The sequence below is a fragment of the Dickeya dadantii NCPPB 898 genome, assembly GCF_000406145.1.
GTDB classification, from domain to species: domain Bacteria; phylum Pseudomonadota; class Gammaproteobacteria; order Enterobacterales; family Enterobacteriaceae; genus Dickeya; species Dickeya dadantii.
The window spans coordinates 2,020,049-2,045,478 of record NZ_CM001976.1; the positions used below are offsets into that span (position 1 = coordinate 2,020,049).

Below are 25,430 nucleotides of genomic sequence, written 5' to 3' on the forward strand. Positions count from 1 at the left end.
GCGGTGAGCGGCGCGTTCAGGCAGGGGGTTCTCCCTGCCTGTAAACCGGTTTGGCAGCGCTTGCCCGCTGTTTTATGATGGGCATTCGATTGCTTGTGTTGTGAGATTCCCGTGCGTTCGACCTTTGACATGTTGCTGGCGGTGTACGATCGTGCGGCACTGATGCTTATTTGCCTGTTTTTCCTGACGCGGACGCGTCATTTCCGCCAGTTGCTTCAGCAGGACGAGCATTCTCGTTTTGATCTGGCCGTGGTCACCGCCATTTTTTCCCTGTTCGCGCTGTTTAGCACCTGGTCCGGCATCAATGTGGAAGGCTCGCTGGTGAACGTCAGGGTGGTGGCGGTGATGTCCGGCGGTATCCTGTTTGGACCGTGGGTCGGCATCACCACGGGAGTTATCGCCGGCGTTCACCGCTATCTGATCGATATTCATGGCATTACTTCGATACCTTGCCTGATCACCAGTATTGTGGCCGGGTTTATGTCCGCCTGGATTCACCGCCGTATTCCGCGCGATCGTCACTGGAGCGTGGGCATTGCCGGCGGCATGCTGTGCGAATCGCTGACCATGCTGCTGGTGGTGCTGTGGGCGCGGCCGTTTTCGCTGGGGCTGGATATCGTCGCCCACATCGCCATTCCGATGATTCTGGGGGCGGTCAGCATTGGTCTGATTGTGTTGCTGGTGCGCAGCGTGGAAGGGGAAAAGGAGGCGATTGCCGCCCGGCAGGCCAAGCTGGCGCTGGATATCGCCAACAAGACGCTGCCGCTGTTCCGCCACAGCAATAGCCAGTCGCTGAGTACGGTATGCGATATTATCCGCCGTGACATCGATGCCGACGCGGTGGCGATCACCAACACTTCGCAGGTGCTGGCCTACGTGGGGGTAGGGGAGGAGAATTACCACAGCGGCGATCGCGATCTCAGCCCGACGACCCAACTGGCGTTAAAGGGCGGGAAGATCATTATCAAAAATAACGATGAGGCCTACCGTACCCCGGAAATTCATTCGATGATCGTGATTCCGCTGCGGGAAAAAGGCGAGGTAACCGGCACGCTCAAGATCTATTATCGGCGGGCGCACCGGATTACCTGGTCGCTGAAAGAGATGGCGATCGGGCTGTCGCAGATTATTTCCACCCAGCTTGAAGTCTCGCGGGCCGAGCAACTGCGCGAGATGGCCGACCGCGCCGAACTGCGGGCGCTGCAAAGCAAAATTAATCCGCATTTTCTGTTTAATGCGCTTAATGCCATTTCCACCTCTATCCGGCTGAACCCGGATACGGCGCGTCAGCTGATTATCAACCTGTCACGTTATCTGCGTTATAACCTGGAGCGCAATGACGAGGAACTGATTGATATCAAAAGCGAACTTTATCAGGTCAAGGATTACATCGCCATCGAGCAGGCCCGTTTCGGCGACAAACTGACGGTGATTTACGACATTGATGAAGAGGTCAGTTGCCATATCCCCAGCCTGTTGATTCAGCCGCTGATTGAAAACGCGATAGTGCACGGTATTCGGCCTTGTAAAGGCAAGGGCGTGGTGACGTTGAGTATTCAGGAGCAGGGGGAACGTATTCGGGTGGCGGTACGGGATACCGGCAGCGGCATCAGCGATGAGGTGATCGCCCGCGTCGAGCGCAACGAACTGCCGGGCAACAAGATTGGCCTGCTCAATGTGCATCATCGCATCAAACTGCTGTATGGTGAGGGGCTGCGGATTCGCCGGCTCAACCCCGGCACGGAAATCGAATTTTTTATCACCCGGGACAACGTTAACCGCTCGGACAGCATGGTGGCGTTTCCCTCGTGAACGGGGTTGGCGGTAGGAGAAAAGCGTGAAAGCGATCATTGTCGAAGATGAATTTCTGGCGCAGCAGGAACTGAGCTGGCTGGTCAAACAACACAGTCAGATCGAGGTGGCCGCCGTGTTTGACGATGGCCTCGACGTGCTGAAATACCTGCAGGATAACCGGGTGGATGTGATCTTCCTGGATATCAACATTCCATCACTGGACGGGGTGATGCTGGCGAAGAACATCAGCCAGTTCGCCCATAAGCCCTTGATCGTCTTCATCACCGCGTATAAGAATCATGCGGTGGAGGCGTTTGAGCTGGAAGCGTTCGACTATATCCTCAAGCCCTACCATGAAACCCGCATTGTCGGCATGCTGCAAAAACTTGAAGCGGCGTGGCAGCAACAGCAATTGCCTACCCATTCCGGCGGCGACAACCGCCCGGCGCCGATGACCATCAATCTGATTAAAGATAAACGGATTATCGTCACCAATATTCACGATATCTATTACGCCGAATCCCACGAAAAGCTGACCTTTGTCTATACCCGACGTGACGAGTTCGTGATGTCGATGAACATCACCGAGTTTTGCAGCCGGCTGCCGGAGGCCTATTTTTTCCGGTGTCACCGGTCGTACTGCGTTAACCTGAGCAAGATCCGCGAGATCGAACCCTGGTTCAACAACACCTATATTCTCAAACTGAGCGACCTGGATTTTCAGGTGCCGGTCAGCCGCAGCAAAGTGAGGGAATTTCGCCAGCTGATGCGGTTGTAGCTGTAAATAGGTCCGGCATGAAACGTATTCAATGTCATTGATACCGCTCTGGCGGCATTTCATTCCCTAATTCATGCCGTTCATGCCCTTATTAAACCCATGGATTTAGCCCCTCTTTATACTGGTGCCATTCGGCAGGCTCCGGCCTGTTTTATCTTCACATCAGAAAAATCAGGGGGTCCGGTATGAACAGCAAACCGGCAAATCGCGGCGTTATTATTGCAGGGACTGTCCTCGCCCAAATGGGGCTGGGGACTATTTACACCTGGAGCCTTTACAACCAGCCGCTGGTCGACAAATTCGACTGGCCGCTCAGTTCGGTGGCGACCACCTTTTCTTTAACCAGCTTTTTCCTGGCGTTCGCCACGCTGTTTGCCGGGCGTATTCAGGAGCGCATCGGTATCCGTAAGCTGACGTTGATCGCCGGTCTGGTGCTGGGAGCGGCGCTGATGGCGGCCTCTATGGTGTCCTCGCTGCCGATGTTGTGGCTACTGGTGGGGGTGGTGGTCGGGTTTGCCGACGGCGCGGCCTACATCACTACATTGTCCAACCTGATTAAATGGTTCCCGAATCGCAAGGGCGTTATCGCCGGGATTTCGGTCGGCGCGTACGGCACCGGCAGCCTGGTGTTCAAATACATCAACAGCGCGTTGCTGGCGCAGGTCGGTGTGTCCCAGACCTTCTTCTGGTGGGGAGCGATGGCGCTGGTGATGATTACCGGCGGCGCCATGCTGCTGAAAGACGCGCCGGTACAACCGGCCCAGACGGCGGCACTCGGTGGCAACGTCAACTTTACCGTCAGCGAAATGCTGCGTCGTAAAGAAGCCTGGCTGCTGTTTGTGGTGTTCTTCACTTCCTGCATGAGCGGGCTTTATCTGATCGGCATCGCGAAGGATATCGGTGTGAAAATGGCCGGGTTGGATGCGGTGACGGCCGCCAGCGTGGTATCGGCGATTGCCATCTGCAACACCGCCGGACGCCTGATTCTCGGTTATCTGTCCGACAAAGTGGGGCGCTTGCGGGTGCTGAACTTTACGTTGCTGGTGACCGCGCTGTCGGTGACCGTGATGGCTTTCCTGCCGTTGAATGCTATGACGTTCTTCCTGTGCACCGGTGCGGTGGCCTTCTGTTTCGGCGGTAATATCACCGTCTACCCGGCGATTGTGGCCGATTTCTTTGGCCTGAAGCATCACAGTAAAAACTACGGGCTGATTTATCAGGGCTTCGGTCTGGGGCCGTTGGCCGGTTCCTTTATCGCCGCCGCGCTGGGCGGGTTCCACAGTACCTTTATCGCCATTGCGCTGCTGTCGGTGGTGTCGCTGGTGATTACCCTGTTCATTCAGCCGCCGAAAGCGCCGCGCGAGCAGGATGCGCCGCTGGTCGCACAGGGCAGCCACGCCTGATTAAGAAGCCTCACCCTTTTCGTGTAGCCAAATCGTGTAGCCAAACGTCACCGTCACCATGCCGGTGGCGTTTTTTTTGGGGGGGAAGGGATAGGGCAAGGGAGGAAGTGAGGTACTGGTGAGATCACGGGAATATGCCGATGAGAAAAACAAAAACGCCGCAACAAGTGCGGCGTTTTTGCTGGCTCGACGAAGACGTCGCTGCGTGATTAAACGCGAACGAAGTCGATGTGAGTCAGTTTCGGCTTGAACGGATGACGCTGAACAGCCTGAATTTTTACTTTGGTTTCTTTGCCATCGACAACCAGGGCGATTTCACCGTACAGACCTTCGCTGTTACGATCTTCCAGGTTTTTAACGATATCGTGGTCCAGTTCGATGGAAACCGGTGCTTCGCTGCCGCCGTAAACGATGGCGGGGAATTTACCGGTAGTGCGCAGGCGGCGGCTCGCACCCTTACCCTGCTCTTTACGTACTTCTGCGTTGATAGTAATCATTGCTTTCTCTACTTGATAAAATGAACCTGCTACAGGCGACCCAGCAACAGGCAGGATAATCCGCTTTGTTCAAATAACCATGTTGATATTCGAAATAAAAGCGGGCGAGATTCTAGCGGAATATGATGGCGCGGGCAAATAAAACCGCCGCAGATTAGCCGCGCAGTTCATGGGCGCGGCGATAGCGGCCCTGATAATCGAAGATCTTTTCCCGGACCTGCCAGAATTTGCCCTGCAAACGAGCTACCACGAAATCCGGCGCGCGCAGCAGCGCCTGCTGCGCGACCACATCCTCGGCACGCTGCCAGTGGAAGGGCACGCCGGGCGCGCGCTGGTGTGTGCGCAGAAACACATGCGTAAAGGCGTGGCGCTGGGCGGCGGTGTGCAACCGGAAACGTTCGCTGACGTCGGCGCCGTCTTCATCGTAATAGGTGATGCGCAGCCATTCGCCTTTGGCGTCGACGCCGTGTTGCAGGTTCATGCCGCTGCAACGCAGCACCAGCGCGTCTTTCAGTTTCAGGGCCGCTTTCAGCATGTCGTCTGGGTCGACCAGCACCGCATCGCACGCCTGACAGCGTCGTGCGGCGATATCGTTTTCGGCGCCGCAGTGCGGGCAGCTTTTGAAGCGGAAGCGGTAGTCGCATTGTTGCCGCCGTCCTTGCTCATCCGCCTGCCACCCCTGGCAACGGCGGCCATAATGCTCAATCACCGTGCCATCGTCGGTGCATTTTCCCCAGAACAGGTTGGCGAAGCCGCATTGCGGGCAGAACACCTGCACCGGTTGGCTGTCGCTGTGCGGTTTGCTGTGGCCGACTTCGGGCGTGTAGAGATCAAACGGGTTGCCGGCGTAGTCCAGAATCAGGCAATCGGTTTTACCGGGAAACAGGCGCAGGCCGCGGCCGATGATTTGCTGATAGAGGCTGACGGACTCCGTCGGGCGCAAAATGGCGATCACATCGACGTGCGGCGCATCAAAACCGGTAGTCAGCACCGACACGTTGACCAGATAGCGCAGCTGTTGCTGCTTGAAGGCGGCGATCAGCGCATCCCGCTGTGGTGCCGGCGTTTCGCCGCTGATCAACGCCGCTTCGCCGGCCGGCAGCAACCCTTCGACTTCCCGCGCGTGTTCGACCGTGGCGGCGAAAATCATCACGCCGCGTCGGTTGGCGGCGTACTCGGTAATCTGGCGGACAATCTGCGGCGTGACCCGTTGCTGACGCTTCAGCTCGCGGTTCAGCTCCACGTCGCTGAACAGTCCATTGCTGAACAGTCCATCGCCGCGCGCCGCCAGTTGGCTGAAGTCGTACTGCACCACCGGCATGTCCAGCCGTTCCGGCTGTACCAGAAAGCCGTGCCGGATCATATAGCGCAGCGGCAGTTCGTAGATGCAGTCGCGGAACAGACAGCTGTCGTCACCACGGATCATGCCGTGATAGTGGTACTGGTAGATCCAGCCCCGGCCGAGGCGATACGGGGTGGCGGTCAATCCCAGCAGCCGCAACTGCGGGTTGGCCTGCTGCAAATGCTGGATGATTTGCTGGTATTGGCTGTTTTCATCGTCGCTAATCCGGTGGCATTCATCGACGATCAGTAGCGAGAACGCGTCATCAAATTTGCCGGGGTGCCGCGCCACCGACTGCACGCTGCCAAACACTACCTTGCCTTCGCTGTCGCGCTGATTGAGCCCAGCGGCGAAAATGTCCGCCTGTAGCCCCAGCGCGCAATATTTGGCGTGATTCTGCTCCACCAGTTCCCTGACGTGCGCCAGCACCAATACCCGGCCGCGCGCCAGCCGCGCCAGCTCGGCGATCACCAGGCTTTTGCCGGCGCCGGTGGGGAGAACGATCACCGCCGGCGCGGTGTGCTGGCGAAAATAGGCAAGGGTGGCGTCAACCGCCTCTTGCTGGTACGGGCGCAGTGTAAAGGACATCAGTGGCGGCAGATTTTACTTTCATGGGTGGTAAACCTGTTATCTTGCGGAATGAATTTGCCTTTGTCAGCCAGAAATTGCACCAGTCCGGCGGCGGTCATGTCGGCAGCGGAGCAGGTATGAAAGCGGGCATCGCGGCCAAAACGCGCCTCAATGGCGGCAATCAGCTCGTCAGTGGTAAAGGATCTGTTGGCGGCCACCATCATATGTAATACTTCATGACCGTGAATCGATGACATAATAGGGCTCCTGATAATTATCGGGCGATGAAATGCCGCCAACACGGCAAAACGTCGCGGTGCACTCTCCCTTTCCTGCTTAATGACGGGCAGGGTAGCAGGGCAGTGAAGAGCAAAAAGTTGCTTTTATTATGCTTTTTTTAAACGGCGCAGAAGGGCGGTTTACATCAATATCCGGTGTGAAAGCCAGCGCCTTTTCCTATCAGGCGGCGGTCAGCGCCATGCCTGACCGGCAATTCGTAACGACCATAGGCAGTATTCATTAATGCGATTGGATAAATTTCTTTCCCAGCAGTTGGGGATCAGCCGTGCGCTGGTAGCGCGCGAACTGCGCGCACAGCGTGTGACGGTAAACGGTGAGGTGATAAAAAGCGGTGCGTTCAAGCTGCTGCCGGAGCATGAAGTGGCGTTCGACGGCAATGTGCTCGAACAGCAGAACGGTCCGCGTTATTTCATGCTGAATAAGCCGCAGGGATATGTGTGCTCCACCGACGATCCCGACCATCCGACGATTTTGTATTTTATCGATGAACCGGTGGCGCACAAGCTGCACGCCGCCGGCCGGCTGGATATTGACACCAGCGGTCTGGTACTGCTGACCGACGACGGCCAGTGGTCGCACCGTATTACCTCGCCGAAGCACCATTGCGAAAAAACCTATCTGGTGACGCTGGAGCAGCCGCTGGCGCCGGATACTGCGGATAATTTTCAGGCTGGCGTGCAATTACACGGTGAGAAGAATCTGACCCGCCCGGCAACGCTGGAGCAGATTTCTGAGCACCAGGTGCGGTTGACCATCAGCGAAGGCCGCTATCATCAGGTAAAACGCATGTTTGCCGCGGTTGGCAACCATGTGGTGGCGTTGCATCGTGAACGCATCGGGGCCATTACGCTGGATGACGCGCTGGAGCCCGGCGAATATCGCCCGCTGACGCCGGAAGAAGTGGCCGGCATCGGGCAATAGCCGAAAGACCGTCGGTCACCGGCCTGTTATCTGTTAAATCCCTGTATCCGCCGCCGTCGGGTGGCGGGAAACCGCGTCTACCTGGAGAACCGTTTTTCGTGCAACCACATTCATCCTCGCGCGTCGGTCTGATTTTTATTCTGGGATTGATATCGATGCTGATGCCAATCGCCATCGATATGTATTTACCGGCGCTGCCGGTGATCGCAAAAGAATTTTCGGTCGATCCGGGCCGGGTGCAGATGACCCTCAGCTCGTATGTACTCGGTTTCGCCATCGGCCAGATTTTCTATGGCCCAATGTCGGACAGCATCGGCCGTAAGCCGGTGATTCTGGGCGGCGTGCTGATTTTTACTCTGGCCGCCGCCGCCTGCGCGCTGTCGCAAACGGTCGATCAACTGATTCATATGCGCTTCCTGCACGGCTTGTCGGCCGCGTCGGCCAGCGTGGTGATCAACGCGCTGATGCGGGATATGTTCTCGAAGGATGAGTTCTCGCGCATGATGTCGTTTGTGATTTTGGTGATGACGGTGGCGCCGCTGCTGGCGCCGATCATCGGCGGCGCGCTGTTGTTCTGGCTTAGCTGGCACGCCATCTTTTGGACTATCGCCGCCGCGTCGCTGGTGGCGACGGTGCTGGTATGGCTGTTTATCCATGAAACCCTGCCGGCGGAACGGCGACAGCGTTTCCATCTGCGTACCACGCTGGGGAACTTTTCCCAACTGGTCCGCCACCGCCGCGTGTTCAGTTACATGTTTGCCAGCGGGCTGTCGTTTTCCGGCATGTTTGCCTTTTTGAGCGCCGGGCCGTTTGTCTACATCGATCTTAACGGCGTGTCGCCCCAGCATTTCGGCTACTACTTTGCGCTGAATATCGTATTCCTGTTTTTGATGACGTTGCTCAACAGCCGTATTGTGTCGCGGATGGGAGCGATGTTCATGTTCCGGCTGGGGTTGATTATCCAGTTTGTGATGGGGATATGGCTGGTGGTGGTCAGTAGTTTCGATTTGGGGTTTATTCCGCTGGTGATCGGCGTTGCGGTATTCGTGGGCTGCGTCGCCACGGTGGCATCCAACGCCATGGCGGTGATTCTCGATGGTTTCCCCCATATGGCCGGAACGGCGTCTTCGCTGGCCGGCACCATGCGCTTCGGGCTGGGGTCGCTGGTGGGGACGTTATTGTCGCTGGCGACGTTCCAGAGCGTGTGGCCGATGGTGGGCGCTATGGCGTTCTGCTCGGCAGGCGCGTTCGGTTTATTCCTGTACGCCAGTCGGCGTTAGGTTCCTCTTTCACTCCTCTCTTTCCTGCTTCTTGCTGCCGGTAACCTGCCGGCAGTGCTCTCCGCCTGCTGCGCTTAAATGTGAAAATATTGAACCAAAAGTGAACAACTTGAAGAAATTGGTTGAGATATCTGGAATAAAAGGTTACATATAGCGCAAAATCAGTCAAAATCGTGATCTTGTTAACGTTTTGAACGGTTACCAATCTGAGCGCCATGCTTCTGGGACGGCCTCATCATGACGAAATGTTGCTTTTTTGTGTCCGAATAGTAGTAAATGAAGATGCGGAGCAAAAAAAGTTTACTGATTTATGTTATAATTTTGTGAATTTTAAAAGCAGCTTAGCTGAGGAAGACCGCTGTGAATACTCTCCAACTTTCGGTGGTTCATCGCTTGCCGCAAAGTTACCGCTGGTTATCCGGTTTTACTGGCATCAAAGTTGAACCGATTCCGCTTTGCAGCATGGATGACGACAGTTATCTGATCGGTTTTAAACTGCTCAGCCACGACGGCGAAGAAGCTCGCCAGATTATGCGCCACCTCAACCAGTCACTGGATGATATCCAGCTGCAATGCGCGGTAGTCGAGTGGGAAGGCGAGCCGTGCCTGTTCCTGCATCGTCAGGACGAAAGCGCCGCTATGTGCCGTCTGAAAGACGTCGGCGTGGCGATCGCCGAATCCGTCTGTGCTCAATACCCTTTCTGAAACCGCAGCATCGGTAACGATGCTGCGGTAACGCCACTTCTCTCCAGGCTTTCCTGAACCGAGCGAGATGCTCAGACCGACAGTTGCAATAACTGCCGGGTATAATCCTGCTGTGGGTGTTCAAAGAGTTGCCGACACTCGCCTTGCTCTACCACTTCGCCGTGCCGCAGCACGATAACCTGATGACACAGTGAACGCACTACGTGCAGATCGTGGCTGATGAACAGATAAGCTAACTGGTGGGTTTGTTGCAGGGTTTTCAGCAGCGCCAGAATCTGCGCCTGTACCGTACGATCGAGCGATGAGGTCGGTTCGTCGAGAATCAGCAGTTCCGGTTGCAGGATCAACGCCCGGGCGATAGCGATACGCTGGCGCTGGCCGCCGGAAAACTCTGATGGATAGCGATGGCGGCTGTCCGGGTCCAGCCCGACTTCCTGCATGGCCTGGATCACCCGCTGCGTCTGTTCCGCCGGACTTGACCGGTGGTGTACCCGCAGCCCCTCCGCGATAATCTGCTCCACGTTCAGGCGGGGATTCAGCGAACCGTTTGGGTCCTGAAACACCACCTGAATGCGGCGACGCACCGGCAGCATCTGCTTACGGTTAAAACGGTGCAGCGGCTGGCCGTCGAACCAGATCTCGCCGCGACTGCGCAGCAAGCGCAGCAACGCCAGTCCGGTGGTGCTCTTGCCGGAGCCGGATTCGCCCACCAGTCCGATGCTTTCTCCGCGGCGCAGGCTAAAGCTGAGCGCCTGTAACACCGGTTTTTCTCCCACCGTGCGGCGCAATAGGCCACGTCTGATGGGGAAGCTGACGCCCAACTCCCGGACATCCAGCAGCGTCGATGCGGCCTGCTCTAGCGGCAAGGCTTCTCCTGTCGGCTCGGCATCCAGCAACTGCCGGGTATATGGATGCTGCGGCGCGCTGAACAACTCGCGGGTTTGGTTCTGCTCTACGCAACGCCCGGCCTGCATCACCGCCACCCGGTCCGCCAGCCGGCGCACAATGTTCAGGTTATGGGTAATGAACAGCAGGCCCATGTTTAGCTCTTGTTTCAGCTCGTTGAGCAGGGCCAGAATTTGCGCTTGTACGGTGACGTCCAGCGCGGTGGTCGGTTCGTCGGCAATCAGCAGGTCGGGCTGCGTCAGCAGCGCCATGGCGATCATCACCCGCTGGCGTTCACCGCCGGAAAGCTGGTGGGGAAAGTCCGCCAGTCGTCGCGCCGCCTGATGAATACCGACGCGTTCAAGGCAACCGACGATTTCACCTCGCGCGGCTTCGTGGCGCATACCCCGGTGCAGCGAGAGCACTTCCGCCAGTTGCTTTTCAATGGTGTGCAGCGGGTTGAGGGAGACCATCGGCTCCTGAAAGATCATGGCAATCCGGTCGCCGCGCACCTGGCGCAGCCGCTGCTCGCTGGCGTTCAGTAACGATTCGCCGGCAAACAGGATGTCGCCGTGAGGGTAGACCACCGGCGGCGAGGGCAGCAAACGCAGCACCGACAGCGCGGTCACGCTTTTGCCGGAGCCGGATTCGCCGACCAGCGCCAGCGTTTCTCCGGCCTCAATGCTCAGCGAGACTCGGTCGACCACCTGCCGCTGCTGGTCGCCGTTGCGAAACGCAATGCTCAGGTCCCGGATTTCAAGTAAAGGGTGTGCGGACATATCAATGCGCCTTACCTGGGTCAAAGGCGTCGCGAACCGCTTCGCCGATAAAGATAAGCAGTGACAGCACCACCGCCAGCACCATAAAGACCGTGATGCCAAGCCACGGCGCCTGTAGATTATTTTTCCCTTCCAGCAGCAGGCCGCCGAGCGAGGCGGACCCCATCGGCAGACCAAACCCCAGAAAGTCGAGCGAGGTCAGGGTGGTGATGGAACCGCAGAGAATGAACGGCAGATAGGTGAGGGTGGCGACCATGGCGTTGGGCAGCATGCAGCGAAACATGATGGACCGGTCGCTGACGCCCATCGTCTGTGCCGCGCGGATATAGTCAAAATTGCGGGTACGCAGGAATTCGGCCCGCACCACGCCGACCAGCGCCATCCAGCCAAACAGTACGGTAATGCCTAGCAGCCACCAGAAGTTCGGCTGAATTACGCTGGAGAGCAGGATAATCAAAAACAGCGTCGGCATACCGGACCAGACTTCGATAAGGCGCTGTCCCCACAGGTCTACGCGTCCGCCGTAATACCCCTGAGACGCACCTACTACGATGCCAATCAGGCTGGACAACAGTGTCAGCGCCAGCCCGAACAGAATGGAAATACGAAAGCCATACAGCACCTGCGCCAGCACGTCGCGCCCCTGACTGTCGGTGCCGAGCAGATTCTGGCGCGACGGCGGCGACGGAAACGCGCTCTGGGTGGCGTAGTTGATGGTGTCGTAGCGGTAGTGAATCAGCGGCCACAACGCCCAGCCGCCTTGTTCCAGCCGCTGCACTAACCAGGGATCGCGGTAATCGGCCGGCGTCGCCAACTGGCCGCCGAAGGTAGTTTCGCTGTAATCCACCATAACCGGCGCGTACCACTGCCCGTCGTAGCGCACCAGCAACGGTTTGTCGTTGGCGACCAGCTCAGAGCACAGGGTAACGACAAACAGCGCCAGAAAAACCCACAGCGACCAGTAACCACGACGATTAGCGCGAAAACGTGCCCAACGCGCCTGATTGATAGGGCTTAGACGGCTCATTGGCGCTCCTCGAAATCGATACGCGGGTCAACCAACGTATAGGTCATGTCGCTGAGAATATTCAGCAGCAGGCCAATCAGGGTAAAAATGTACAGCGTGCCGAACATCACCGGGTAATCGCGTTGCAGGGTAGCATCGTACCCCAGCAGGCCAAGGCCGTTGAGGGAGAACATCACCTCAATCAGCAGCGAACCGGTAAAAAACATGCTGATGAAGGTGGCGGGGAAACCGGCGATCACCAACAGCATGGCATTTCGAAACACGTGGCGATAGAGAATCCGTTTTTCATCCAGCCCTTTGGCGCGGGCGGTGACCACGTACTGCTTGCGGATTTCATCCAGAAACGAGTTCTTGGTCAGCATGGTCAGCGTGGCGAAGCCGCCAATCACCATCGCCAGTACCGGCAGCGCAATGTGCCACAGATAATCGGTAACCTTATCAAACCAGGACAGGCTGTCGAAATGCGGCGATACCAGGCCGCGCAGCGGGAACCAGTCGAGGTAACCGCCGCCGGCGAACAGCACGATCAGCAGGATCGCGAACAGGAACGCCGGGATAGCGTAGCCGACGATAATTAGCGTACTGCTCCAGACGTCGAAGGCCGAGCCGTTGCGCACCGCCTTTTTGATGCCGAGCGGAATGGAAACCAAATAGATGATCAGCGTGCTCCACAGCCCGAGGGATATCGACACCGGCATACTCTCTTTAATCAGGGCAAGCACCGACGAGCCGCGAAACAGGCTGTTGCCGAAGTCAAACCGCACGTAATCCCAGATCAATTTGACGTAGCGCTCGTGCAGCGGCTTATCGAAGCCGTAGCGTTTGGTGATCTCCGCGATGATTTCCGGGTCCAGCCCGCGGGCGCCGCGATAGGTGTTTTCCACCGACGGTTTGCCGCCCGGCCCGCGCGCCAGCCCGCCGCCGTCCCCGCCGGCGCTAAAGCCGCTGCCCTGGCCCATTTCAATCGAGGCGATGGCCTGATCGACCGGGCCGCCCGGCGCGACCTGCACAATAAAAAAGTTGATGGTGATGATGGCCCACAGCGTGGGGATCACCAGCAATAGTCGACGTAACAGGTAAGTTCCCACATCGGCTCCTTATCGACGCGCTGCCGGCAGGGTGGCCGCTTTATCCGCGTCATACCACCAGCTGTCGATACCCAGCGTATAGGCCGGGCGGGTTGCAGGCATGGCAAATTTATTCCAGTAAGCGAAACGATCGTGATTGGAATACCACATCGGTATGGCGAACTGGTTCCAGGTCAGCACTCGGTCCAGCGCCGGTCCCAGCGACAACAGCGCCGGCTTGTCGCCCTGATGGCGCACGATGTTGTCAATCAACTGGTCAATGGCGGTGTCTTGCACCCCCGGCGAGTTATAGGAGGAGTTGATATACCCGGAACTCCAACTGATGGCGAGGTCGGAGCTGGGGTAGGGCATCGCCGGGTACAGCTTCGGGATCATGTCGAAGTCGCGCTTGCGAAACCGGTTATTGAACTGCGGACTATCGACGCTGCGCACTTCCATGCGGATACCGAGTCGCGCCAGACTATGCTGGAACGGCAGCACATAGATGGAGTTGGCGGCGCTCGGCAACAACAGTTCGAAACGAAAAGGCTGACCGGTCTGCTTGTTCACCAGCACCTGATTTTTCAGCTCCCAACCCGCCTGTTGCAGCAGTTGCAGCGCGTTGAGCAGCCCGGCGCGGTCGTAACCGCTGCCGTCGGATTCTTCCGGCCGGTATGCCGGGCCGAAGACTTCGGAGGGAATCTTGTCTTTCAGCGGTGTCAGCCAGGCCAGCTCTTCCGCCGATGGCGCGCCCTGCGCCGCGTACTCGGTGTTCTGGAAAAAGCTGTTGGGGCGCTGATAGCTATTAAAAAACAGCGCTTTATTCATCCAGTTGAAGTCAAAGGCCAGCGCCAGCGCCTGACGCACCCGGCGATCGCTAAACTGCGGCCGCTGGATGTTAAACACCAGCCAGCGGGTATCCTGCGCCGCCTGATTGGTTTCATCTTTCTTGCGAATGTAGCCGCGGGCGAAATTACCGCCTTCGTACTGGGTCGCCCAGTGTTTGGGGGAACCCTCGATGCGGAAATCAAATGCGCCGGCCTTGAAGGCTTCCAGCGCTACGCTGTCGTCCAGGTAGTAGTCATAACGCAACTGGTCAAAGTTGTAGCGGCCGCGGTTGACCGGCAGGTTGGCTGCCCAGTAGTCGGTCACGCGCGAATAAATGACGTACTGGCCCATGCGGTAATCGGTAATGCGGTAGGGGCCGCTGGCCAACGGTGGTTTGCTCAGCGGGTCGCTGAGTTTGTGGTCGCGCCAGAATTTCTCCGGCATGACCGGTAACGTCAGCATCCCCAGCATCTTTTCCTTGTCTGGTTCAGGGAAGGTAAAGCGCACCGTGTGCGGCGTAATGGCTTTGACGTCGGCGCCTTTGTAGTACAGACGGAACTGCGGTACACCTTGGGTCATGAACATATTGAAGGTGAACGCCACGTCGGCGGCGGTAATCGGCGAACCGTCATGAAAACGCGCGGCGGGGTTCATCTCTACTTCAATCCAGCTGTAATCGCTGGCATAACGCGCGGTAAGCGCGATCAACGGGTAGTAACTGGCGGGTTCGTCTTCTGAACTGACGTAAAGGGCGTCGTACAGGCTTTCGGTGCGGGCGGCGGCCAGACCGCGCAAAGCAAAGCGGTTAAAGTTATCGAAAGTGCCTAGCGCGCTGAACGTAATTTTGCCGCCTTTGGGGGCCGATGGATTGGTGTAATCGTAGTGGGTAAATCCCTGCTGGTATTTCGGTTCGCCCAGGGTCGCAAACGCATAAGTCTGCTGCGTGGTCGGTTCGGCATAGGCCAGCCAGGTGCAGGCAGACAGCAAGGTGGCGATAAGTGCACGTATAAACATCGAAATGGCAGACTCCTGATAACCTCATGTTTCCCCGTATGAAAAGCCGACTTGCCGGAGAAAGTGCCTGAAATTCCTGGCAATCACGATGCCGGACGCTATGGTGCTCTGTTTTACCATGAATTAAGGCGTCAAACCTACTGTTAATCGATCCAAGTTGTTACCGGAGGGACGAGTGGAGCAATAAAAAACGCCGCTGTCTGACGAGCGGCGTTTTAAGTTTGTTTGGACGACATCAAGGAAAAAGAAAATCAGCTGTGCGAATCCTGCTTCAGCACCCGGCGCGCTTCGCGGTAGCGAGGTTTCCAGTAGTTGTCATCCATGCTGGAAATAGTCACACCAATGCTGGTGGAAGCATGAACGAACTGCTGGTTGCCGATGTAGATGCCCATATGGCGGCCGGTAGAGCCGGCATGAAACACGACCAGATCACCCGGGCGCAGCTTATTGCGCTGGATTTGAACGCCGATGTCCTGCTGTTCATAACTGGAACGCGGCAAATCCATACCGAATTGTTCACGGAAAGTACGCTGAACGAAACCGGAGCAATCGATGCCTTTACGGCTGTCGCCCCCGAGGCGATAACGCACGCCTTTCCAACTGGCGTACTGTTCAAGCAACTTGGATTTGACTTCCACGTTGCGAACCATCGCTTCGAATTCATCCTGAGAGGCTTGTAGTGAAGGGTCACCACCGTTAACCACACGCCTATCAGTTTGATTATTAACACTTGCAGTATTGTTGGTACAGGCGGAGAGCATTACCGCTACCGCCACGGCAGGCAAGGCCCGCCAGATATATCTCAGAGTCGGTTGAGATTTGACCATTGTTGTTATGTTCCCTTGATGTCCTTAACGATTCAATCGCTATCGCTGTGTTTATGAACGATGTATTTATTGAACGATGTGTCTATTGATCAATGTTTCTATGCCAATGATCAATGTGTCTATGCCAAACAAAACGAGTGTCAGACTAAAGCACTACTTTTCATGGGACAATTATCCATCCACCAAATTGTGCAACACTGCACACTATTATTGGTTTGGCAACAGTTGGTTAACTGGCCGGATGTCTGCCCATGAATCGCGAGCCTCGACGACCATACCTTAACGAAAATCAGATTGCGAGTTTTTTTGTCTCTTTTGTTTATACGATTTCATGATGAAATTTTTCACGCCAGCCCTATAAAAATCTGCGGCGGGAGAGTGGAACGATAAAACGTGCGCAAAATAGCCAAAAAAGTTGAACAGGTGGGCAGGGTGACCACTATCTTGGCGACTACCGGAGGCGACAGATCGTTTGCAGTGGTCACCATCAGTCAGGCCTGCTGACTGAGCGATTTTTTGCCGGGTAACAGGTGGTCAAGCCAGCTAATCAGCGCGTCGCAGGCTGGGGTCAGCAGCCACCAACTGAGCCCCACCAGCACGATTGACAGCGACCCGACGGCGACATCGGTAAACCAATGCGCGCCGCTCATGATGCGCGGCGTGGCAAATACCAGCACGATCAACAGGCTGACGGCAAAGGCTAGCCGGCCAAAGTAGCGCAGCATAAATGCGGCGAATATCATCAGCATCATTCCGTGATCGCCTGGGAAGCTATCGCTGGACGCATCCTTGGTGGGAATACCGGTCAGATCACCCACCCGGTTGATGTCGCTGAAAAACAGCGTCGGGCTGCTGTGCTGTATCGGTATCAGATGTCCCAGTTGGTTTAGCACCACCGCGGTCATCAGCATCACCAGACCGATAAGCAGCATCTGACGGCGCGCGTCATGGGAGCGACGCAGGTAATAGCACAGATAAAGCAGCCCCATGGCCAGCAGCGCACTGGCGTCGAAGGCGCGATTGTTGGTAATCGCCACCAGATGGAGAAACGCGCTGGATGTAGCCAGGCGCTGGTTGAAATAGAAAAACAATGATGTGTCTATGTCGAACCAGAACCCGTGCTGTGCGGGCAAATACCAGGAGAAGAACAGAGAAAAACCCAGAAGATTGAATAATAAAATAAGTAGCTTACTACGCTTTGACATACATCCTGACTCACTGTCAAATTTGTCCAAGCGTATAATTTACATCGCTTATATTAAACGGGAATTTAACAACTGCTTTTGCAAGGTGTTCCATTCCGCTTCAGATTCATTAATGATTTCAATGCGGCTGTCCGGCGGTGAGGCGGATTGCGTTTCAATGCGCAGGTCGAATCCCTGTCGGTTAACCACCAGCGTGCCTTCTGGAATACGCATCACACCTTTAACGCGGCTTACCGGTGCCAGACGCACCCAGTCAAGCAGACTGGCGGTGTTGAACTGGGTATCGCCATCGAAAATCCAGCCGCAGGCATAATAGCCCTGACCCTGATTCAGTGCGCGGCGCCAGCTTTCCCGGCCGGTCAGTTTCAGTGCGGCCAGCCCGGTTTTGGCGACGGCGGAGTGATGGTGGTGACGGGCATCCGGCAGCGCATTGTGGTTTTCCCGCGGCAAATCCAGCACGGCGATATCCAACTGCCCCTGAGACAGGGTGATCAGACGACGATCCTGACCCTGCTGCTGATACCAGGCCTGCAGCGCGTCGTGGTCGCTGTCCTGCCAGGTATCTTGCTTGTTGGCGACAATCACGTCGGCAGCGGCCAACTGGTCGCGGAAGTTTTCATTTTCGGTGTAACGGCTGTCGCCGAGCTGGCGCGCATCCAGCAAACACACGGCAGCCTGCAACTGGAGCCACGGCTGATAGGCTTCCGAGGTCAATAGCGTCAGAATTTGCTTCGGATGGCCGAGACCGGTGGGTTCAATCAGTAAGCGGTGAGGTTTTTTCTGCAGCAGCATATTGAGCCCCACCTGCATCGGCAGGCCATTCACACAGCACATGCAACCGCCGGGGATCTCTTTGAGCAGTGCGCCGGTATCGCTCAGCAACGCGCCGTCGATACCGATTTCACCGAACTCATTGACCAGCACCGCCCAGGTTTCGTCTTCAGGCTTGCGGGACAGCAGGTGCTTGATGGTGGTGGTTTTGCCGCTGCCGAGAAAACCGGTGATCAGGTTTACTTTCGTCAACACAGGGAGCCTCCTTGTATCTGCAGGAATACGTCTGGCTTGGCCCGCCAGACGCGGGTATTCAATTCACCGGCGGGCGGTTAGTCCGCGCGACCCATGTAGCGGCGCTCGGCGATATGAATATGGATTTTTTCGCCGGCGCTCAGGTATTCCGGCACCTGAATCACCAGACCGGTGGTCAGCGTGGCCGGTTTGTTGCGGGCGCTGGCGGATGCGCCTTTGATCCCCGGCGCGGTTTCCACGATTTCCAGATCGACCGTCTGCGGCAGTTCCAACGCCAGCAACTGTCCGTCCATGGTTAATACCTGAATGCCCGGCATGCCGCCTTCAGGAATAAACAGCAGTTCATCTTCGATCTGCTCTTTCTTGAAGGTATACGGGGTGTAGTCTTCCTCGTCCATAAAGATGTATTCGTCACCGTCAATATAGGAGAACGTCACGGAACGGCGGGTCAGGGTGATGGTGTCCAGAATATCATCGCCTTTGAAGCGCTCTTCTACTTTCAGGCCGGTACGGACATCGGAAAAACGCATTTTGTACAGCGTACTGGCGCCGCGGGCGCTGGGGCTCTGGATATCGATATCTTTTACCAGCAGCAGCTTACCGTTGTAGTTAACGGCCATGCCGCGTTTGATCTCATTTGCTCTTGCCATGAAACATACCTTAAATAAAGAAGAGAAATTTTTGTGGCGACACGTTACCCGTCAGGATGGGTTCAGGCAAGCGGGATTTGTGGCGGCCAGATGCCAAACAGACCGGCGGCGGAGCAGTAAAAACGGTGGTAGTAAAAACGGCGGTAAAACGGCGATAAGGTAAATAGTGGCCTTGCGGCCGACAGCCTGTTAGGCTCTGCGGCCTGAAAGAGTAACGGGAATCCCCGGAGGTTATGTTGATGGAATGTCGCCCTGATTGCGGCGCCTGCTGTACCGCGCCTTCTATCTCCAGCCCGATTCCCGGCATGCCGCAGGGAAAACCGGCCAATACGCCCTGCATCCAACTCTCTGCAAATAACCTGTGCAACATTTTCGGGTCTCCGCTACGCCCGAAAGTCTGTGGTAGCTTACAACCCTCGCACGAAATGTGTTCAACGAACCGCGAAGATGCCATGACGTATCTGATTCATCTTGAAGAAGCGACGGGACCTTGACACACCGCGGATAATAATGTGACTTAGTGGCTCACTCATCTGGTGTGTCCATTTTCAGCAGATACTGATTGCATTCATCTACGCAGAGCCTCAGCGCTGTTTCAATTTCATTTCTGTGCGAATGAAACCTGTGGGTGGGAACCACTACGGATATGGCGAGATTAAGCCCACCCCAGATACGGAGTGGTAGGCCAATGGCGCATGAATCTACAGCATGCTCTTCTCTATCGTAGGCGAACCCACCAGCCCGAATAGCGTTAAGTTGTTTCACTAAGTCGTCGACATTGACCACTGAATTGGGCGTTATTCTTTCCAGCATGCCGGATCCATAGCGGTTATGAATTTCACGGTCGGAAAGGGTGGAAAGCAATGCTTTGCCGTTTGCCATTGTGTACGCGGGGTATCTGACCCGTATATCAGGTACGGCGCGGATACGCTGCTCAGAAAGAAAACGATCCATAAACAAAACGGATGTCCCATCTAGTGTTGATAAATCAACGGTCTCTTTTGTTCTTTCATATAAGCGATAAAGTAAAGGGCGAAGGTTATGAGAGGGTTCTGGATTGGATATTTCCCCCAAACGTCTCAACCCCCAACCAGGGCGTACCCCTTTTGCTCCGGCCTGTACCAGGTGTTCACCTTCAAGCGCATCCACAATTCTCTGAACAGTGGATCTGGCAAGCCCCGTCAATGATGCAATCTGTCCCAGACTGAGGCCGTCAGGGCTCTCACAGATTTCACGTAAAATAGCCGCCGCTCGCGATATAACCTGGATACCGCCTCTCGATTTTTCAATCATAACAACCCACCCTGTATCATATCGTGGTACAGTAACTGTATTGCATTGTGATACACTGCATGTGTTAAATACCAGTAATTATGCTTTTTAATCTACGCATGCTGGCATGCCGCTAGATTGCTTTTAACAAATTAAATTGTAAAGGATGCAATAGCATGAAACTTAACTCTGCATTATGTCTCATAATGTCAATGAATTATTTATCGAATGTTGCCTATGCATTTGATATCCAGAAGGCTAGCAAGGCGACAGATAGCTATCTCGATATCAATTATTCTCAACTGGATAACTTATACAAAGATATTCATCAAAATCCTGAACTCGGGTATCAGGAAGTCAGAACGACTAAAATACTTGCTAATAATATGCGTAAGATTGGTTTTCAGGTGATGGATAATCTCGGCGGCACAGGATTTGTTGCTATATACAAAAATGGTGATGGGCCAACCGTAATGGTGAGAACTGAACTGGATGCGCTTCCCATGCAGGAAAAAACCGGTTTGCCGTACGCAAGTAAGGTAAAGCAGAAAGATCAAGATGGGAAAGAGACATATGTTGCGCACTCCTGCGGCCATGATATACACATGGCATCCTGGTTCGGGAGCGCCTCCGCACTGATTAACATGAAGGATCAGTGGCAAGGAACCCTGATGTTTGTCGCCCAGCCGGCTGAGGAAAAAATTACTGGCGCAAGTGCAATGGTCAACGATGGTATTTTCAAAAAATTCGGCAAACCGGACTATGCATTCGCATTACATACTTCACCGATGGAATACGGACTTGTTTCCTTTAAGCCCGGAGTTCAGACCTCCAACGGCGATTCATTCTCTATTACTTTTAAAGGAAAAGGCGGCCATGGTTCAATGCCGGAAAAAACCATCGATCCTATTTTGATTGCCGCAAGGTTCGTTACCGATGTACAGACATTGATTAGTCGAGAAACCTCTCCTAACAAATTCGGCGTTGTAACTATTGGTGCATTTAATTCAGGGACATCCGGCAATATTATTCCTGATATGGCAAAAATACAGGGAACGCTGCGTACCTACGATGATAATGTACGTAAGAACTTAATTGATGGCATTGCCCGTTTTGCGAAAGCATCCGCGGATATGTCTAAGGCACCACTCCCGGAAATAATAATTGGTGAAAATAAGGTGGATTCAATTGTTAATGATAGTTCTCTATCAGAATCTACCGCTAAAGTGTTTAAGGAGCGATTTGGCAACCATTTTACGGAAGCTAAAGAACCTAGCTCCGCCAGTGAAGATTTTTCTGTATTCGTCAATGCTGGAATTCCTGCCGTGTATTTTAATATTGGCATATATTCTCCAGAGCAGATTAAACAATGGGAGCGCGAAGGTGTTGAAATACCCAGCAACCATTCTCCTCTGTTTGCACCAGTGCCAGAGCCGACTATTCGCACGGGAGTTGAAGCCATGACGCTAGCTGTAATGAATGCTTTAGATAACAATGTCGGGAAAAAGTTATAACAGCATTTATACCTCTTTGGGAATCCACAGCCGGTAATTATTGCCGTCAGTTATCAGTAACAGCGAAGCGACAGCATGCTCTGTCTTGATTAGTGCCAGGCCATTCTTCGTGCATTTTTATTTGCCGGCGCCACCGCGCCGTGACAAGGTTAAACGTCGCGGATGCGCCACATGCAGACGGCGGCGCCGGCCAGCATGGCGATGGCGATAACAAAACCCGCATGATAACTCCAGACTTCGGCCACGATGCCCGCCAGCGAGCCGGAGATAATCCAGCCTACGCGGGTGGTGTTGGTGAACAGCGTCGTGGCGGCGCCCGCCTGGCCCGGCATCAGATCCTGAAAATACAACATTCCCATCCCAGCCAGAATGCCGATGAAAATCGCGTTCAGCAATTGCAGCGCCAGCAGCGCCCACGAACCGTTCAGCAGCGTCAGCCCGGTATAAAAAATTAGTCCGGCGATCACCGCCAGCCGCATCAGCAGGCGCTTGCCTAACCGGCTGGTGAGGTAGCCGGCCAGCAGCATCACCGGGATTTCCAACCCGGCGGCGGTGCCCATCATGACCCCGGCGAGTTTTTCTGGTAACCGCAATTCATTAACCAGATACAACGGCATATTGATCAGATAGATGCCGTTGCAGGTCCACATCAGCGTGCAGGCGGTAAACAGCAATAGCGTGTCGCGCCGGTTCTGCCGGGGCGACTCCAGCGTCGCGGCGGATTTAACCCGGGTTTTGGGCATTGACGGCAACAGCAGCCACACCAGCAGTCCGCACAGTACGAATACCACCGCCGCCGTCAGGTACATCGCCGGGAAACCGAAGCCCAGAGCCAGCGCGAAGGCGACCGGCGGCCCGATCACCCAGGACAGCGAAATCTGCGCCCGCATTACCGAACTGAACATGGCGGCGCCGCGGCCGGTGCGGTCGGCGTGTTCCCGCGCCAGCGCAAACAGTTGCGGGTTGGCGGTGGAGCCGAAACTCGACAGCAGTACGCCGATAAACAGCAGTACGAAATAGTTACGGTTCCAGGCATACAGCAGGCAGGCCAGCGCGCCCAACAGGCAGCACTGCAATATCAGCGTTTTGCGGTCGCCCTGACGATCGGAATAGGTCGCCAGAATCTGGCTGACGACGATGCCGATCACCGCGCTGCCGGTATAAAACAGCCCGACCATGAACGGGCGTACCTGTACTTCCATTGATAAAAACAGACTGAGCGTGGGGAGCTGCAGCGCACCGGCAATCCCGGTCAGAAAAGCAATCACCAGAAACGCCGAAGACGTCAGATCGGGCAGGCGTCGGGCCGTGCGGGCAGAAGAAATTGTCATGCTGAATTCAGGTTAAAAAAGAAGCAGGGAGAAAACTGAACGCGCTATCTTACGCTGATGGAGTAGAAACGAAAGTCCGTTTCAGTTTTTTTTCTTCAGCACCTATTCAGCATGTGTATGTCAAAGTGTTACGGATTCTGGTGTTTCGTGGTGAAAATGTGCGTGACCTCTAAGATCTGTCATTTTATCTATGCAGAATGCTTGCATACATATAGTGAAAAACGCAGAATTTTTGAAACGTTTCAGCGAGGTTTTGCTGAAACTACCCTGAGAGAGTCAGCAAATTTTTTCTCATAAAAGCTGAAACGATTCAAGTTCAGCAAGAGAGGAGCGTTATGTTTCAGTTGTCACAGCACGACATTCATTTAGGTGCTTCCGCCGGCAGTAAAGAAGAGGCCATTCGTCAGGTGGCCGCCGCACTGACCGAGGCTGGTTGCGTGAGCGAGGGCTATGTCGAGGGGATGCTTCAGCGTGAGCTGCAGACCTCTACCTATCTCGGCAGCGGTATTGCCATTCCGCATGGCACCACCGATACGCGCGATCTGGTGCAGAAAACCGGTGTTCAGGTGTTCCAGTTCCCGCAGGGGATCGCATGGGGCGAAGACCAGACCGCGTATGTGGTGCTGGGGATTGCCGCCCGTTCCGACGAACATCTGGCGCTGCTGCGTCAACTGACCCACGTGCTGAGCGATGATCGCGTCGCGGCTCGTCTGGCCAGCACCACGTCAGCTGACGAACTGCGCGGGTTACTGATGGGCGAACAACTGGCGGGCGCGTTCCGTTTTGATACCTCGCTGATTAGCCTGAATGTGGCGACCGACAACCTGATGACGCTGCAGGCGCTGAACGCCGGCCGTCTGCAACAGATTGGCGCGGTCGACGCCAGCTTTGTCAGCCATGTGGTCGGCAACAAGCCGGCGTATCTGGGGCAGGGTATCTGGCTGAGCGATAGCCTGACCGGCAATCTGGTGAGCGCGCTGGCGGTGAGCCGCCCGGCGGAACCTTTCGCGGTGGATGGCGAAAGCGTAGGGCTGTTGCTGACGGTTTCGGCGGCGGATGAGCAGGTGTTCGCGCCGATGGATTACCTCAGCACACTGCTGATCGCCGGCAAGGCAGATAGTTTGCTGTCCGCTGACGAAACCACGCTACTGGCGCTGCTGACCAGCGAAGAAGAGGAAGAAGAAGAGGGCAACGTGCTGACGGCGGAGTTTACCATTCGCAACGAGCACGGTCTGCATGCCCGTCCGGGGGCGATGCTGGTTAACGTCATCAAACAGTTCTCCAGCGAGATCACCGTGGCGAACCTCGATGGCACCGGCAAACCGGCCAACGGCCGTAGCCTGATGAAAGTGGTGGCGCTGGGCGTCAAGAGCGGCCACCGTCTGCGCTTCACCGCCAAAGGCGGCGATGCTGAAGCGGCGCTGAAAGCCATCGGCGAAGCTATTCAGTCCGGCCTTGGGGAGGGCGCAGCATGAGCAGACGCGTTGCCACCATCACCCTGAATCCCGCCTATGATTTAGTAGGGTACTGCCCGGAAATTGAACACGGCGAAGTCAACCTGGTTCAGACCACGGGCCTGCATGCGGCGGGCAAAGGCATCAACGTCGCCAAGGTGCTGAAAGACCTCGGTATCGATGTCACCGTGGGCGGTTTTCTGGGCAAAGACAATCAGGACGGTTTTCAGCAGCTGTTCAGCGAGTTGGGCATCGCCAACCGTTTTCAGGTGGTGTCGGGGCGTACTCGCATTAACGTCAAACTCACCGAGCAGAGTGGTGATGTGACCGACCTGAATTTCTCCGGTTTTGAGGTAACCCAGCAGGACTGGCAGCGTTTCGTCAACGATTCGCTGAGCTGGCTGGGGCAGTTTGACATGGTCGCCGTTAGCGGCAGTCTGCCGAGCGGCGTTGACCCGGACGCGTTTACCGATTGGATGTCGCGCCTGCGCAGCCAGTGTCCGTGCATTATTTTTGACAGTAGCCGCGAAGCGTTGGTGGCTGGCCTGAAAGCCTCGCCGTGGTTGGTGAAACCCAACCGCCGGGAGCTGGAAATCTGGGCCGGACGCAAGTTGCCTACGCTGGCGGATGTGGTCGATGCGGCGCATGCGCTGCGTGAACAGGGTATTGCCCATGTCGTGATTTCGCTGGGAGCGGAAGGCGCGCTGTGGGTCAATGCGTCTGGTGCCTGGCTGGCAAAACCGCCGGCTTGTGAAGTGATCAGTACGGTAGGTGCGGGTGACTCCATGGTGGGGGGATTGATTTATGGCTTATTGATGCGTGAGTCCAGTGAACACACGTTGCGCCTGGCCACCGCGGTGGCAGCATTGGCCGTCAGCCAGAGCAACGTAGGCATTAGCGATCGTCCGCAGCTGGCTGCGATGATGGCGCGTGTCGATCTCAAACCATTTAACTGACAGCA

The 25,430-nt window shown here is 55.7% G+C and carries 24 protein-coding genes; 10 read left to right on the plus strand and 14 right to left on the minus strand.

Annotation, left to right across the window (positions count from 1 at the left end):
* The first annotated feature begins 111 nt into the window (after window positions 1-111).
* The 3 genes from DDA898_RS09400 (at window position 112) to DDA898_RS09410 (ending at window position 3,975) form a co-directional block, all read left to right on the plus strand.
* Window positions 112-1,812, plus strand: coding sequence for a sensor histidine kinase (locus DDA898_RS09400; RefSeq protein WP_013317599.1), 1,701 nt, complete (start codon window positions 112-114; stop codon window positions 1,810-1,812).
* 25 nt (window positions 1,813-1,837) lie between these two features.
* The gene (locus DDA898_RS09405; protein ID WP_038901023.1) at window positions 1,838-2,572 is read left to right on the plus strand and encodes a LytR/AlgR family response regulator transcription factor; all 735 of its coding nucleotides are present in this window, start codon (window positions 1,838-1,840) and stop codon (window positions 2,570-2,572) included.
* 185 nt (window positions 2,573-2,757) lie between these two features.
* Window positions 2,758-3,975: an L-lactate MFS transporter gene (locus DDA898_RS09410; protein WP_013317601.1), complete on the plus strand. Its 1,218-nt coding sequence runs from the start codon at window positions 2,758-2,760 to the stop codon at window positions 3,973-3,975.
* A 209-nt stretch (window positions 3,976-4,184) separates the two neighbouring features.
* On the opposite strand, the gene rplY is transcribed toward DDA898_RS09410, so the two are convergent.
* The 3 genes from rplY to DDA898_RS09425 form a co-directional block, all read right to left on the minus strand.
* Window positions 4,185-4,472 (minus strand): 50S ribosomal protein L25, encoded by a 288-nt coding sequence (rplY, locus tag DDA898_RS09415; protein WP_013317602.1) that lies wholly within the window; start codon window positions 4,470-4,472, stop codon window positions 4,185-4,187.
* Window positions 4,473-4,626: 154 nt separating this feature from the next.
* Window positions 4,627-6,402: a DNA repair helicase RadD gene (gene radD, locus DDA898_RS09420; protein WP_038911061.1), complete on the minus strand. Its 1,776-nt coding sequence runs from the start codon at window positions 6,400-6,402 to the stop codon at window positions 4,627-4,629.
* A complete protein-coding gene (locus tag DDA898_RS09425; RefSeq protein WP_038911063.1) occupies window positions 6,402-6,641 on the minus strand; it encodes a YecH family metal-binding protein in 240 nt (79 codons plus the stop codon). Before DDA898_RS09425 ends, radD begins: the two co-directional genes overlap by 1 nt.
* A gap of 265 nt (window positions 6,642-6,906) precedes the next feature.
* On the opposite strand from DDA898_RS09425, the gene rsuA reads away from it, so the two are divergent.
* From rsuA to DDA898_RS09440, 3 genes are all read left to right on the plus strand, one after another.
* Window positions 6,907-7,605 (plus strand): 16S rRNA pseudouridine(516) synthase RsuA, encoded by a 699-nt coding sequence (gene rsuA, locus DDA898_RS09430; RefSeq protein ID WP_013317605.1) that lies wholly within the window; start codon window positions 6,907-6,909, stop codon window positions 7,603-7,605.
* Window positions 7,606-7,760: 155 nt separating this feature from the next.
* Window positions 7,761-8,885 carry a Bcr/CflA family multidrug efflux MFS transporter gene (locus DDA898_RS09435; protein ID WP_438830422.1) on the plus strand — a complete coding sequence of 375 codons (1,125 nt, stop codon included), beginning with the start codon at window positions 7,761-7,763 and terminating at the stop codon, window positions 8,883-8,885.
* Between the two features lie 360 nt (window positions 8,886-9,245).
* On the plus strand, window positions 9,246-9,590 hold the full coding sequence (locus tag DDA898_RS09440; RefSeq protein ID WP_013317609.1) for a YejG family protein: 345 nt from the start codon (window positions 9,246-9,248) through the stop codon (window positions 9,588-9,590).
* Between the two features lie 71 nt (window positions 9,591-9,661).
* On the opposite strand, the gene yejF is transcribed toward DDA898_RS09440, so the two are convergent.
* From yejF to DDA898_RS23395, 9 genes are all read right to left on the minus strand, one after another.
* Window positions 9,662-11,254 (minus strand): microcin C ABC transporter ATP-binding protein YejF, encoded by a 1,593-nt coding sequence (gene yejF, locus DDA898_RS09445; RefSeq protein ID WP_038911065.1) that lies wholly within the window; start codon window positions 11,252-11,254, stop codon window positions 9,662-9,664.
* Between the two features lies 1 nt (window position 11,255).
* On the minus strand, window positions 11,256-12,281 hold the full coding sequence (locus DDA898_RS09450; RefSeq protein WP_038911066.1) for an ABC transporter permease: 1,026 nt from the start codon (window positions 12,279-12,281) through the stop codon (window positions 11,256-11,258).
* Window positions 12,278-13,369 (minus strand): microcin C ABC transporter permease YejB, encoded by a 1,092-nt coding sequence (locus tag DDA898_RS09455; protein ID WP_038911067.1) that lies wholly within the window; start codon window positions 13,367-13,369, stop codon window positions 12,278-12,280. The genes DDA898_RS09450 and DDA898_RS09455 overlap by 4 nt, the downstream gene beginning before the upstream one ends.
* A 9-nt stretch (window positions 13,370-13,378) precedes the next feature.
* The gene (locus DDA898_RS09460) at window positions 13,379-15,190 is read right to left on the minus strand and encodes an extracellular solute-binding protein (protein WP_038911068.1); all 1,812 of its coding nucleotides are present in this window, start codon (window positions 15,188-15,190) and stop codon (window positions 13,379-13,381) included.
* A gap of 251 nt (window positions 15,191-15,441) precedes the next feature.
* Complete coding sequence (gene mepS, locus DDA898_RS09465; protein ID WP_013317614.1) at window positions 15,442-16,017, minus strand: bifunctional murein DD-endopeptidase/murein LD-carboxypeptidase; 576 nt, start codon at window positions 16,015-16,017, stop codon at window positions 15,442-15,444.
* 491 nt (window positions 16,018-16,508) lie between these two features.
* Window positions 16,509-17,222 carry a phosphatase PAP2 family protein gene (locus DDA898_RS09470; RefSeq protein WP_038911069.1) on the minus strand — a complete coding sequence of 238 codons (714 nt, stop codon included), beginning with the start codon at window positions 17,220-17,222 and terminating at the stop codon, window positions 16,509-16,511.
* Between the two features lie 48 nt (window positions 17,223-17,270).
* Window positions 17,271-18,248 (minus strand): CobW family GTP-binding protein, encoded by a 978-nt coding sequence (locus DDA898_RS09475; RefSeq protein WP_038911070.1) that lies wholly within the window; start codon window positions 18,246-18,248, stop codon window positions 17,271-17,273.
* 77 nt (window positions 18,249-18,325) lie between these two features.
* A complete protein-coding gene (yeiP, locus tag DDA898_RS09480; RefSeq protein WP_013317618.1) occupies window positions 18,326-18,898 on the minus strand; it encodes an elongation factor P-like protein YeiP in 573 nt (190 codons plus the stop codon).
* A gap of 10 nt (window positions 18,899-18,908) precedes the next feature.
* On the minus strand, window positions 18,909-19,238 hold the full coding sequence (locus tag DDA898_RS23395; protein WP_162471547.1) for a hypothetical protein: 330 nt from the start codon (window positions 19,236-19,238) through the stop codon (window positions 18,909-18,911).
* Here DDA898_RS23395 and DDA898_RS22235 point away from each other — a divergent pair.
* A complete protein-coding gene (locus DDA898_RS22235) occupies window positions 19,138-19,392 on the plus strand; it encodes a YkgJ family cysteine cluster protein (protein ID WP_071604596.1) in 255 nt (84 codons plus the stop codon). The two genes, DDA898_RS23395 and DDA898_RS22235, sit on opposite strands and share 101 nt — an antisense overlap.
* Window positions 19,393-19,423: 31 nt before the next feature.
* Here the strand turns inward: DDA898_RS22235 and DDA898_RS09485 are convergent, their stop codons facing one another.
* Window positions 19,424-20,191 (minus strand): IclR family transcriptional regulator, encoded by a 768-nt coding sequence (locus DDA898_RS09485; RefSeq protein ID WP_050570245.1) that lies wholly within the window; start codon window positions 20,189-20,191, stop codon window positions 19,424-19,426.
* 155 nt (window positions 20,192-20,346) lie between these two features.
* Here DDA898_RS09485 and DDA898_RS09490 point away from each other — a divergent pair, with 155 nt between their 5' ends.
* On the plus strand, window positions 20,347-21,684 hold the full coding sequence (locus tag DDA898_RS09490) for an amidohydrolase (RefSeq protein WP_038911072.1): 1,338 nt from the start codon (window positions 20,347-20,349) through the stop codon (window positions 21,682-21,684).
* 149 nt (window positions 21,685-21,833) lie between these two features.
* Here DDA898_RS09490 and DDA898_RS09495 read toward each other — a convergent pair whose 3' ends face one another.
* A complete protein-coding gene (locus DDA898_RS09495) occupies window positions 21,834-23,015 on the minus strand; it encodes a sugar efflux transporter (RefSeq protein WP_038911073.1) in 1,182 nt (393 codons plus the stop codon).
* A gap of 335 nt (window positions 23,016-23,350) precedes the next feature.
* Between DDA898_RS09495 and fruB the strand changes: the two genes are divergently transcribed.
* A complete protein-coding gene (gene fruB / locus DDA898_RS09500) occupies window positions 23,351-24,490 on the plus strand; it encodes a fused PTS fructose transporter subunit IIA/HPr protein (protein WP_013317623.1) in 1,140 nt (379 codons plus the stop codon).
* Window positions 24,487-25,425, plus strand: coding sequence for a 1-phosphofructokinase (gene fruK / locus DDA898_RS09505; RefSeq protein ID WP_013317624.1), 939 nt, complete (start codon window positions 24,487-24,489; stop codon window positions 25,423-25,425). The genes fruB and fruK overlap by 4 nt, the downstream gene beginning before the upstream one ends.
* Window positions 25,426-25,430 lie beyond the last annotated feature (5 nt).

Coding starts and splice junctions, on each gene's coding strand:
- DDA898_RS09410 (WP_013317601.1), top strand. CDS start 2,758: ATGAACAGCAAACCGGCAAATCGCGGCGTTATTATTGCAGGGACTGTC.
- rplY (WP_013317602.1), bottom strand. CDS start 4,472: ATGATTACTATCAACGCAGAAGTACGTAAAGAGCAGGGTAAGGGTGCG.
- radD (WP_038911061.1), bottom strand. CDS start 6,402: ATGTCCTTTACACTGCGCCCGTACCAGCAAGAGGCGGTTGACGCCACC.
- DDA898_RS09425 (WP_038911063.1), bottom strand. CDS start 6,641: ATGTCATCGATTCACGGTCATGAAGTATTACATATGATGGTGGCCGCC.
- rsuA (WP_013317605.1), top strand. CDS start 6,907: ATGCGATTGGATAAATTTCTTTCCCAGCAGTTGGGGATCAGCCGTGCG.
- DDA898_RS09435 (WP_438830422.1), top strand. CDS start 7,761: ATGCTGATGCCAATCGCCATCGATATGTATTTACCGGCGCTGCCGGTG.
- yejF (WP_038911065.1), bottom strand. CDS start 11,254: ATGTCCGCACACCCTTTACTTGAAATCCGGGACCTGAGCATTGCGTTT.
- DDA898_RS09450 (WP_038911066.1), bottom strand. CDS start 12,281: ATGAGCCGTCTAAGCCCTATCAATCAGGCGCGTTGGGCACGTTTTCGC.
- DDA898_RS09460 (WP_038911068.1), bottom strand. CDS start 15,190: ATGTTTATACGTGCACTTATCGCCACCTTGCTGTCTGCCTGCACCTGG.
- mepS (WP_013317614.1), bottom strand. CDS start 16,017: ATGGTCAAATCTCAACCGACTCTGAGATATATCTGGCGGGCCTTGCCT.
- DDA898_RS09470 (WP_038911069.1), bottom strand. CDS start 17,222: ATGTCAAAGCGTAGTAAGCTACTTATTTTATTATTCAATCTTCTGGGT.
- yeiP (WP_013317618.1), bottom strand. CDS start 18,898: ATGGCAAGAGCAAATGAGATCAAACGCGGCATGGCCGTTAACTACAAC.
- DDA898_RS22235 (WP_071604596.1), top strand. CDS start 19,138: ATGGAATGTCGCCCTGATTGCGGCGCCTGCTGTACCGCGCCTTCTATC.
- DDA898_RS23395 (WP_162471547.1), bottom strand. CDS start 19,238: ATGCAGGGCGTATTGGCCGGTTTTCCCTGCGGCATGCCGGGAATCGGG.
- DDA898_RS09485 (WP_050570245.1), bottom strand. CDS start 20,191: ATGATTGAAAAATCGAGAGGCGGTATCCAGGTTATATCGCGAGCGGCG.
- DDA898_RS09490 (WP_038911072.1), top strand. CDS start 20,347: ATGAAACTTAACTCTGCATTATGTCTCATAATGTCAATGAATTATTTA.
- DDA898_RS09495 (WP_038911073.1), bottom strand. CDS start 23,015: ATGACAATTTCTTCTGCCCGCACGGCCCGACGCCTGCCCGATCTGACG.
- fruB (WP_013317623.1), top strand. CDS start 23,351: ATGTTTCAGTTGTCACAGCACGACATTCATTTAGGTGCTTCCGCCGGC.
- fruK (WP_013317624.1), top strand. CDS start 24,487: ATGAGCAGACGCGTTGCCACCATCACCCTGAATCCCGCCTATGATTTA.